Source organism: Micromonospora sp. LOL_015 (assembly GCF_048060275.1).
Taxonomy (GTDB): domain Bacteria; phylum Actinomycetota; class Actinomycetes; order Mycobacteriales; family Micromonosporaceae; genus Micromonospora_E.
This window is the reverse complement of the sequence record NZ_JBHMIO010000085.1, coordinates 1-8,867: the sequence shown is the minus strand read 5'-3', so window position 1 is coordinate 8,867 and position 8,867 is coordinate 1. Positions and strand designations below refer to the sequence as shown.

Annotated in this window: 9 protein-coding genes; 3 read left to right on the top strand and 6 right to left on the bottom strand. The window is 71.9% G+C overall.

Annotation, left to right across the window (positions count from 1 at the left end):
• Positions 1-374 precede the first annotated feature (374 nt).
• Together ACFHWU_RS28140 and ACFHWU_RS28135 are read left to right on the top strand one after the other, a co-directional pair.
• Positions 375-1,286 carry a ParA family protein gene (locus ACFHWU_RS28140; RefSeq protein WP_416557501.1) on the top strand — a complete coding sequence of 304 codons (912 nt, stop codon included), beginning with the start codon at positions 375-377 and terminating at the stop codon, positions 1,284-1,286.
• A 9-nt stretch (positions 1,287-1,295) separates the two neighbouring features.
• Complete coding sequence (locus ACFHWU_RS28135; RefSeq protein WP_416592165.1) at positions 1,296-1,739, top strand: hypothetical protein; 444 nt, start codon at positions 1,296-1,298, stop codon at positions 1,737-1,739.
• Positions 1,740-1,798: 59 nt separating this feature from the next.
• Here the strand turns inward: ACFHWU_RS28135 and ACFHWU_RS28130 are convergent, their stop codons facing one another.
• The 6 genes from ACFHWU_RS28130 to ACFHWU_RS28105 form a co-directional block, all read right to left on the bottom strand.
• Positions 1,799-3,988 carry a HelD family protein gene (locus tag ACFHWU_RS28130; RefSeq protein ID WP_416592164.1) on the bottom strand — a complete coding sequence of 730 codons (2,190 nt, stop codon included), beginning with the start codon at positions 3,986-3,988 and terminating at the stop codon, positions 1,799-1,801.
• Positions 3,989-4,135: 147 nt separating this feature from the next.
• Complete coding sequence (locus ACFHWU_RS28125) at positions 4,136-4,726, bottom strand: lytic polysaccharide monooxygenase auxiliary activity family 9 protein (protein ID WP_416592163.1); 591 nt, start codon at positions 4,724-4,726, stop codon at positions 4,136-4,138.
• 291 nt (positions 4,727-5,017) lie between these two features.
• Positions 5,018-5,278, bottom strand: a complete 261-nt coding sequence (locus tag ACFHWU_RS28120; RefSeq protein ID WP_416592162.1) for a hypothetical protein — start codon at positions 5,276-5,278, stop codon at positions 5,018-5,020.
• 10 nt (positions 5,279-5,288) lie between these two features.
• Positions 5,289-5,639, bottom strand: coding sequence for a hypothetical protein (locus tag ACFHWU_RS28115; protein WP_416557496.1), 351 nt, complete (start codon positions 5,637-5,639; stop codon positions 5,289-5,291).
• A gap of 38 nt (positions 5,640-5,677) precedes the next feature.
• A complete protein-coding gene (locus ACFHWU_RS28110; protein ID WP_416557495.1) occupies positions 5,678-6,859 on the bottom strand; it encodes an FAD-dependent oxidoreductase in 1,182 nt (393 codons plus the stop codon).
• A 37-nt stretch (positions 6,860-6,896) separates the two neighbouring features.
• Complete coding sequence (locus tag ACFHWU_RS28105) at positions 6,897-7,481, bottom strand: TetR/AcrR family transcriptional regulator (RefSeq protein ID WP_416592161.1); 585 nt, start codon at positions 7,479-7,481, stop codon at positions 6,897-6,899.
• Positions 7,482-7,670: 189 nt separating this feature from the next.
• Here ACFHWU_RS28105 and ACFHWU_RS28100 point away from each other — a divergent pair, with 189 nt between their 5' ends.
• On the top strand, positions 7,671-8,501 hold the full coding sequence (locus ACFHWU_RS28100; protein ID WP_416557493.1) for a hypothetical protein: 831 nt from the start codon (positions 7,671-7,673) through the stop codon (positions 8,499-8,501).
• Positions 8,502-8,867: the final 366 nt, after the last annotated feature.

Sequence of the window (8,867 nt, the reverse complement as noted above, 5' to 3'; positions counted from 1 at the left end):
GGGTCAGACGCGGTGGCGCGGGGGGCGCTGCCGCGCGCCGTGACCATGTACAACCACGCCGGCCCGTCGACGATTCCCGACCGGGCCCACCCGCCGGGCCGCCCGGCCGGTGCCTACCGGCTACGGGCCTGGGCCTGGTGGCCCGGGCGGCATGTGCCTGGCGGCCGCGGGCCGGAGTGCGTGGCGCGACCATGCACAACGACCTTGCCCGCCGCATCATTCCGCGCGGGCCTGAGAGCCGTCGTACAGCCCACTGAGGGGCGGTCGATCTGAGCGCGGCTGACGCCACAGGCGCATCTTGCGCACGTGGGGCATCAAGCTCACCGCACACATCCACGTGGCATGCTGCTGACCATGTGTGTGCGGAGCGTCCGATGACCGTGGTGTCCGTCATCAACTACAAAGGTGGTGTCGGCAAGACCACCGTCACCGCCAACATCGGGGCTGAACTCGCGTACCGAGGGCACCGGGTGCTGCTGATCGACCTGGACCCGCAGGCGAGCCTGACCTTTTCCTTCGTCGAACCGACCATGTGGGAGCGGGAGCTGGCCGACGAACGGACCATCCTGCAGTGGTTCGGTGAGGTGCTGGACCGGGGCGGTGCCGCGCCGCTGGACCGCTACCTGCTCACCCCGCCCACGGTCAACGAGGTGATCGGTCAGCACAGCACAGGTCGGCTGGACCTGGTGCCGTCCCATCTGATGCTCACCGACGCCGACCTCGACTTCGCCGCCAGCCTGGGCGGATCGCGGTTCCAGCACGGCAGCCCGCGTTTCCTGTCCCTGCACCGGGCGCTCGCCGAGGCGCTCGCCGCGCCCGCCTTCACTGACTACCAGGTCGTCCTGGTCGACTGCCCACCGAATTTCACCATGGTCACCCGCACCGGGGTGGTCGCCAGCGACCACATCCTGATCCCGGCCCGGCCGGACTACCTGTCCACGCTCGGCATCGACTACCTGCGCAAGAAGGTCTCCGAGCTGGTGACCGACTACAACCGGGTCGCGGCGGGCCGGGCCGACCAGATCAGCCCGGAGATCCTCGGCATCGTCTTCACGATGGTCCAGTACACCGGGCACGGGCCGCTGCTGGCGCTGCGCAACTTCATCGGCCATCCTGCGACCATCGAGATCCCGCGCTTCCAGCAGATGATCCGCGACAACAAGACGGTGTTCGCCTCAGCCGGCGAGCACGGCCTGCCCGCGGTCCTCATGCCGGACGCGAACGTCAACGTCCAGTACGAGTTGCAACAGCTCGCCAGCGAGTTCCTCGCCAAGATCCGCCCGTAGGAGAGTCACGTGACCAGCGCCGCCGACCTGTCCCACGCCGTCCTGATCCGGGTCGCGGACTTCCTCCGTACCCTGCCGCCGGAGCAACTGGCCGCGCTCGCCGACGGCACCGCGCAGCTGACCGTCGCCACCGCCACGTCCGGGCCGCAGCAGCCTGCGGCACCGGCAGCAGCCCGCCGGAGCCGGGCCGCCAAGGCGACGAAGCCGGCGGTCGTCGTCGACACCGACCGGATCCGCGCCGACCTGGCGGCGATCGACGACCGGGTGGCCGCCGGACGCTACCTCGACGATCTCGGGCTGAAGGTCGCCGAGCTACGGGCCCTGGCCGTCGAACTCGGGGTGGCGCTGCCGAGCCGGGCCGCCAAGGCCGTCATCCAGAAGAACATCGTCCAGGCGACTGTCGGCCGACGGCTCACCTCGGCGGTACTCAGCCGCCCCGCCAGCAGCGCCTGACGACAGCGCAGCACCGGCCAGCCAGTAGCTCCGCACTGTGGCAAGTCGGTTGCGGGTGGTCAGTCGGCGAGCTGGCGGCGTACCTCGTCGAGGACTTCCGCCCAGTGCGCGGCCGGCGCACCGGCGCGCAGCTGACCGGCGAGATGCTCGGCGAGCAGGCGGGCGGACCGTTCGGTGAAGTCGGGCTGTTCGTCGGCCGAACCCGGATCCGGGCGGTACCGCGTGGTCAGTGGCAGCGGGTCGCCGACACAGACCACGTCCAGGTGGCCGGTGGTTCGGGTCAACGCGACGTACAGCATCCGGTGGCCGCGCTCGTCGTCGGCGACGATCTGTTCCGGCTCGACGACCACCACGGCGTCGAACTCCAGGCCTTTCGCCTCGATCGGGCTGACCAGGTTGATCGCCGCGCCGAGGTCGCCCTGCTGGGCGCTGCTCCAGGCGAGTCCGTTGTCGGCGAGCGCCGCCTCGACCTCGCGGCGGCAGCGCGGCGGGCAGACGACGCCGACGAACGCGCCCCGCGCGGCGTGCTCACCGGCTACGGCGACGACCCGACCGGCCCGCTCGGTGAGCCCGACCCGGTGCACGCCGGGTTCGGCCGGACCGTCCCGGACCACTTCCGGTGGTGTCACGCCGGGCGCGGCGACCGGCAGCAGCCGGGCAGCGAACTGGTACGCCTGGCGGGGCACCCGGTAGCCGTACCGCAGCGGCGCGACCCGCACCGGGCAGGTCGTCGGCAGATGTCGGGTCACCTCGTCCCAGCTGTCCCGGGCCCAACCGCCGGTCGACTGGGCCAGGTCGCCGATGACCGTGCACGAGCCGGTGCGGCTGCGTCGGGTCACCGCCCGCAGCTGCATCGGTGACAGGTCCTGCGCCTCGTCGACCACCACGTGCCCGTACCGGCGCGGCGGCCCGCCGTCGATCAACTGTTCCAGTTCGTCGAGCAGCGGCAGGTCGGCGGCGGACCAGATCTCTTCGGAGATCCGGTCGGCGCCGCGCCGGTGCAGCAGCGCCAACTCGTCGGCGGTGAACCCGTCGGCGGCCGGGCCGGTGGCGGCGCGCAGCCGGGGCCGGGAAGCCAGCAGGCCGCGCAGGAACGCCGCCGGGCTCTGCTGCGGCCAGAGCCGCTCGACCAGGTTGACCAACGCCGGTTCGCCGCGCGGGTCGACACCGGACCGGTCCTGGACCAGGTCGGCGAGCCGGTCACGGAACAGCTGACGGCGATCGTTGTACGGCAGGTCGGCTCCGGCGGCGGCGTCGAGCGCCTGCTGCACCTGCTCGCCGGGCAGGGTGACGAACCGGCTGCCCAGCAGCAGCCGCTCCGCCGGGTCCGGGGTGCCGATCCGGTTGCGCAGCGCCCGGTCGAGCAGGCCGGCCAGCCGGGCGTCACCCTTGAGCCGGGCCACCGCCGCCGGCTCGGCCCGGCCACGCCGTACCGTCGGGGCGAGCCGGCTGATGTCGCGCAGCTCGACCTCGGCGTCGCCGAGCCCAGGCAGCACCTGGCCGATGTAGCGCATGAACGTCGGATGCGGGCCGACCACGAGTACGTCGTCGGCGGTCAGCTCGGGATGCTGAAACAGCAGCCAGGAGACCCGGTGCAGGGCAATGGCGGTCTTGCCGGTGCCCGGGCCGCCCTCGATCACCAGGACCTGCTGTAGCGGGGCGCGGATCAGTTCGTACTGGGCGGCCTGGATGGTGGCGACGATGTCGCGCAACGTGCCGGTGCGGCCCCGGGCCAGCTCGGTGAGCAGGTGTACGTCGACGTCGGCCCGACCCGACCCGTCGGCCGACCCGCCCGCGATCCCGCCCGCGATCCCGGCGGCGATTTCGGCGGCGATTTCGGCGAACAGGACGTCGTCGAAATCGTCGATGACGTTGCCGGTGCACTGGAATCCGCGTCTACGCACCAGGCCCTGGGGGTCGTCCGGGTTTGCGGTGAAGTAGCGGGCGGCGGCCGGCGACTGCCAGTTGATCACCAGCGGGTCACCGCCGTCGGGCGAGCCGATCAGGTGCCGCCCGAGGTAGTACGCTTCGCCGGACTCGTCGTCGATGCGGCCGAACGCGACCGCGTCGGCAGCGCCGCCGAGGGCCCGGGTGACGGCTTCGGCGTGGCGGCGCAGCCGGGCGGCGGTGGCCCGGTCGGCCCCGCTGCTCGCCAGCGAGCCGAGCGCGGCCACCCGCCGGTCGCGCTCCCGGGCGGCGGCGTCGAAGTACGCCTGTTCGGCGGCGATCTCCGCTGACATGTCGGCCATGTGCACGCTCCCCGGGTCGGCAGACCCGGCACACCGTACCGGTGCGGGTGGGGGTCGGACAGCCCCCGAGTGTGCAGGACCGCCGGCCCGGGACGCGGATGTCCGGGGCCGGCGGGCGTGCCGTGCCGTCGTTCGTCGGCCTGCCGATCAGACGAAGTTCACGTCACTGCACCACATGTAGGCCTGGTCGAGGTGGGACGCCTGCCAGATCACGAAGACAATGTGGTGTCCGGTGTAGCCGGAGGTCGAAACGTTGAAGCTGATGTTCTGTGCCGGCGCGTACCGGCCGGTCTGGGTGATGAAGTCGAGGTTTCCCCACCCGAGCCGCTGGGTAGCGGGGTTGAACCCGTTCTTGCTCACGTAGACCCGGAAGAAGTCGGCGCCATGGCTGGCCTGGTCGTACAAGTGGATCGTGAAGTTGCGGCCGACGTTGGTCTTCTTCCACTGTCCGGGCTGGTTCAGACTGTTGTTTCGAGACAGCGCGTTACTGCACAGCTGCCCATCGGGGGTGCGGCCCTGGAAGTTGCCGCCAAGCCCGTCGCGCAGCGCGCTCATCCAGTTCCACATGGTATCCGGGTTGGCCTGGAAGGCCTGCCAGCACATCGGGTCCTGCTGCTGCATAACCGGGTTCATGTGCTGGTGTCCCCAGTCCTGCCAGCACTGGTAGGCGCGGCTCGCCGGGTTGACGATGGTGCCGTGAGCCTGCGCCGCGCCGGTGAACGGCAGCATGCCGGCCATCAGGGCGAGCAGCAGAACAAGCGCTCGAACAGGCTGGCGGGCGGGCGGCCGGGATCGCCGACCGGGTTGGTCGAGGTTGCGTGAACGCACGGTTCGTCCTCCATTCCTGGGCGCTCAAACGGGTGCGGGAGCGCTTCCACCCGACTATCGCATCCATTGGTCCGAATATCAATGATCGTCTATAGATATCTGTCTTGTCGGACTGCCCGAAGTCGCCCCCCGCAGCGGATCCAGGCAGTTTCCGATCCAGGAAAGCGTTGACCTGGCAATCAGCGATCAACAGTCGCCGACCTAGTCGGCCGCCAGCGACTCGACGACCGGCTGGCGCAGCGCCCAGCGGGCCGGCAGCACCGAGGCGACCAGCGCGGCCACCGCCGCCACCGCGACGACGACCCCGAGCTGCGGCCATGGTAGGTCCGGCTGGAAGACGTCGTCCTCGGCACGGTTGAACACGGCGAGCGCGCTCGCCGCCCCGGCCACTCCGACTGCGATGCCACCCGCCGTACCACTGACCGCCGTCAGCACCGCCTCGGTGGCGAGCATCCGGCGCAACTGGCCCGGGTCACACCGACACCCGCAGCAGGGCGGGCTCCCGGATCCGTTCGACCACCGACAGAGTCAGGGTGTTGGCCAGCCCGAGCAGCGAGACGAAAATCGCCAGGGCCAGCAGCGCCAGCACGAACCGCAGCACCGTGTCGACGGTGCCGGTACGCGCCTCGGCGTACGCTGCCCGGTCGACGAACGTCACGAACGGGTAGCTGACGACCACCGCCTCCACCGCCTCCCGGGCGGCCTCCGCGCCGACGCCGGCGTAGCTGGGCGGGCGAGCAGCGGGGCCGCCACCAGCAGCCCGCGGCCGCGGATCACCCAGCTCGGCGGGGTCGGAGTCGGCACCGGCATGCTGCGCGCGCACCCAGGTCAGGCACTGGGCCCGGCGGCCGTTGCCGCGGGTCAGGTGCTGGACTTGCCGACCATGGCTCCGGCGATGACCCGGTCCATGCCGGGCAGCCCGGCGGCGGCCAGCGCGGCCCGCCGTACGTGCAGCCACCACCGGTGCTCCGGCACGAACCAGCGGACCCCCCGCCGGGCCACCTGCTGTTTGTCGGTGACGACCGGTCGCATCGCGGTCTCGTAGCGGCGCAGCGCTATCGCCAGCATGCCGGGGTCGGCGCCGGCGGCGGGGTCGAGTGCCCGGGTCAGCTCGGCGGACAGGGTTTCCGCCCCGGCGACGGCCAGCGAGGCGCCCTGCCCGGCGAGCAGGGACACCGCCTGGCAGGCGTCGCCGACCAGGACCACCCGGCCCTGGCTCCAGGCCGGCAGCTCAATCTGGGCGACCTGGTCGTAGTAGATGTCGTCGGCGGGTGGGCAGGCGGCGAGCGCCTGCGGCGCGATCCAGCCGAGGCCGGCGTACTCCTGGCGCAGGGCCGACCGGGGATCGGCCGGCAGCTGCGGGTCGGTGGTGCGGTGCACGGCGAAGACGGCGATCCGCCCATCGCGCAGCACGTAGCAGCCGAGCTGGCGCCGGGTGCTGTCGGTGAGGGCGAACTCGTCGCCGACGGCGTCGCGGGCCGCCGGGTCGTCGAACACCCAGGCGGCGGTGTGGAAGCCGAGGTGGCGCAGGAAGTGCCGTTCGTCGCCGAAGGTCAGCCGGCGGACCGTGGAGTGGATGCCGTCGGCGCCGACCAGCAGGTCGGCCCGGTGGACGGTGCCGTCGACGGTGGTGGCGTCGACCCGGTCGGCGCGGTGGTCGATGCGGGCCAGCCGGCTGCCGTAGCGTAGCGCGACCCGGCCGGGCAGCGCCTCGCGCAGAATCCGTTCCAGGTCGGGACGCATGATGCTGACCAGCCGACCGTCGACGATGTCGGCGAACCGGGAGTAGCTGAGGCTGGCCCGGCGGCGGCCCTGGTCGTCCCGGTAGGTCAGCGCGGTGACCTGGTAGCCGGACTCGTGCAGTTGCGGCAGCAGCCGCATCCGTTCGATGGCGTCGTAGCCCGGCCCGAAGAAGTCCATCATGTAGCCCTCGGTTCGCGGCGCCGGCGCCTGTTCGAGGACGGTCACCGCCCAGCCGGCGGCGTCCAGCCGGTGGGCCAGGGCCAGCCCGGCGATCCCGGCGCCGCAGATGACCGCCTTCACTGTCGGTCCCCTTCCGTCGTGGCGTTGTCGGTGGTGCTCATGCTGTGGTGTCGGTGGTGTCGGTGGCGACCAGGCGGATCAGCGGTCCGGCGACCGCGTCCGAGGCGAGGTCGGATGACAGTGGACGGTGCAGCATGAGGCCGTCGAGGGCAGCGGCCAGCACGGCGGCGCTGCCCGGCGGGTCGGCGACGCCGTGGCCGGCCAGCCAGTCGGCGATCCGGCCGCGCAGCCCGTCGAGGATGCCGGTCAGCACCTGACGCAACTCGGCGTCGCGGGCGGCGGCCAGGTACGCCTCGACGAACAGCAGCGAAGTCGGGTCGGTGCCGGAGTATCCGTCGAGGGCGGCGAGCAGGGCCCGTACTCCGGCCTCGGGGCTCACCGCCCCGGTGAGCAGAGCGTCCAGCTCGCCGGCGAGGTCGGTCATCGTGCCGGTGGCTGCCTCGATCAGCAGTGCCCGCACCGAGGCGTAGTGGTAGTGGACCAGCCCGGGGGCGACCCCGGCCCGGTCTGCGACGAGCCGGGTGCTGACCGCGGCCCAGCCGCGCTCAACGATCAACTCGACTGCGGCGGCGCGCAGCCGGGCCCGCACCTGCCGGCCGCGTTCGGCGGCGGTCTGCGTCATCTCCCACCTCCGGGGCAGCAGCCGTTGGGCGGTCGCCCTGAACGTTCGTATTGGGCGAATGCCCAACACGATACCACGCCAACCCGGTCCGCGAAATCAGCTCTGGATTTGGAGGCGCCACCCGTGCAACCCTGTTCGCAATGAGTAGTCGCCCAATCACCAATGGCTACCCCCCAGCCGGAGGCGTGCGTGAGCGAGCTGTACCGGACGCCACACTACGAACCACCACCGGGCAAGGACAGCGGTGCGACCCGGATGCAGGTCCTGGTCACTGGTGTCACCCCGCCGGTGCCGTCCGCGGCACACGGCGCGATGACCACCCTCGTCGGTCTCCGCCTCGACGGCCCCCAGCACTGGATCCGGTTCGACGAGATCCCCGCCCACCCGCTCAGCCAGGCTGCGCCGGTGCGGCGCTACGACATCGTCACGGCTGTCGCTCGGCCAAACCCGGACGACCCCCGCCCGGAAAGCTGGCGGATCCACGCCGCAACTCTGCGGGTCCGCCACGAAGCCCGGCGGTGGCCCGGACGCGCCGCGATCCTGCACCGCCACGCCGAATGGTCCATGTGCGACCTGGAAGACTCTGCGGCGCGGCGTCCCGACGCCCAGTCCCTGGCCCTGATCCGGGTCGCCGAGCTGCGCTACGTACGGGTCAACCGGACCCCGGTGGCACCGCCCGCCGAACGCTGGTCCGCCGCCACCTGGCGCCGCACCGAGCCCGACCTTTTCCGTCCGGTGGTGCACGACCTGCTACGCCGACCGCCGTTCACCGTCGCCTACCGCTACCACTGTCACCATCCGGTCTGCCGTAGCCACGTACAGGAATTGCGCGACCGGGACGTGGTGGCCTACCAACGCCAGCGGCAGCGCTACTGCGGGCTGCCGCTGCGGCGCGCGCTGGTCGGCGAGTTCTGGTGGCCGCTGTGCCAGCCCGGCCGCGAGGTAGCGTTCCTGGTCGGCAGCCGCCGCGACGCCCCGACCCGCTTCGACGTTCTCGACACCGTCGTCCTGCGCGGCTAGCCCGGTTGCTTGCGGCCGGTCAGGGACGCCGGGCGAGTTGCCGTCCGGTTTCGGCGGCCTCCGCAGGCCGAGCACGGTGAACAGGTCGTGGGCCAGGATCAGCTGTTCGCGGGACTCCCGGTCGGCGCCGAGCGCGTGCAGCACCCGGGAGAGCACCGCGTAGGCGTAGGCCTGATCTCGCTGGTCGCCCAGCCGCTCACAGTGACCGGCCGCCAGTCGGCATGCCGGAGAGTCAGCTCCAGCTCGCCGGTCTCCCGCAAGGCGTCCGCCAGCCGGCAACGCGCCCTCGCCTCCCGCACTAGACGCAACGCCGCTCGGTTAGGGCGGGTGGATGGTTAGCAAGTGTTTGTGATGATGTCGATGGCT

What these genes read in the sequence shown, in the direction of transcription:
- ACFHWU_RS28140 (WP_416557501.1), top strand. Translation starts at nt 375, where the DNA reads ATGACCGTGGTGTCCGTCATCAACTACAAAGGTGGTGTCGGCAAGACC.
- ACFHWU_RS28130 (WP_416592164.1), bottom strand. Translation starts at nt 3,988, where the DNA reads ATGGCCGACATGTCAGCGGAGATCGCCGCCGAACAGGCGTACTTCGAC.
- ACFHWU_RS28125 (WP_416592163.1), bottom strand. Translation starts at nt 4,726, where the DNA reads ATGGCCGGCATGCTGCCGTTCACCGGCGCGGCGCAGGCTCACGGCACC.
- ACFHWU_RS28105 (WP_416592161.1), bottom strand. Translation starts at nt 7,481, where the DNA reads ATGACGCAGACCGCCGCCGAACGCGGCCGGCAGGTGCGGGCCCGGCTG.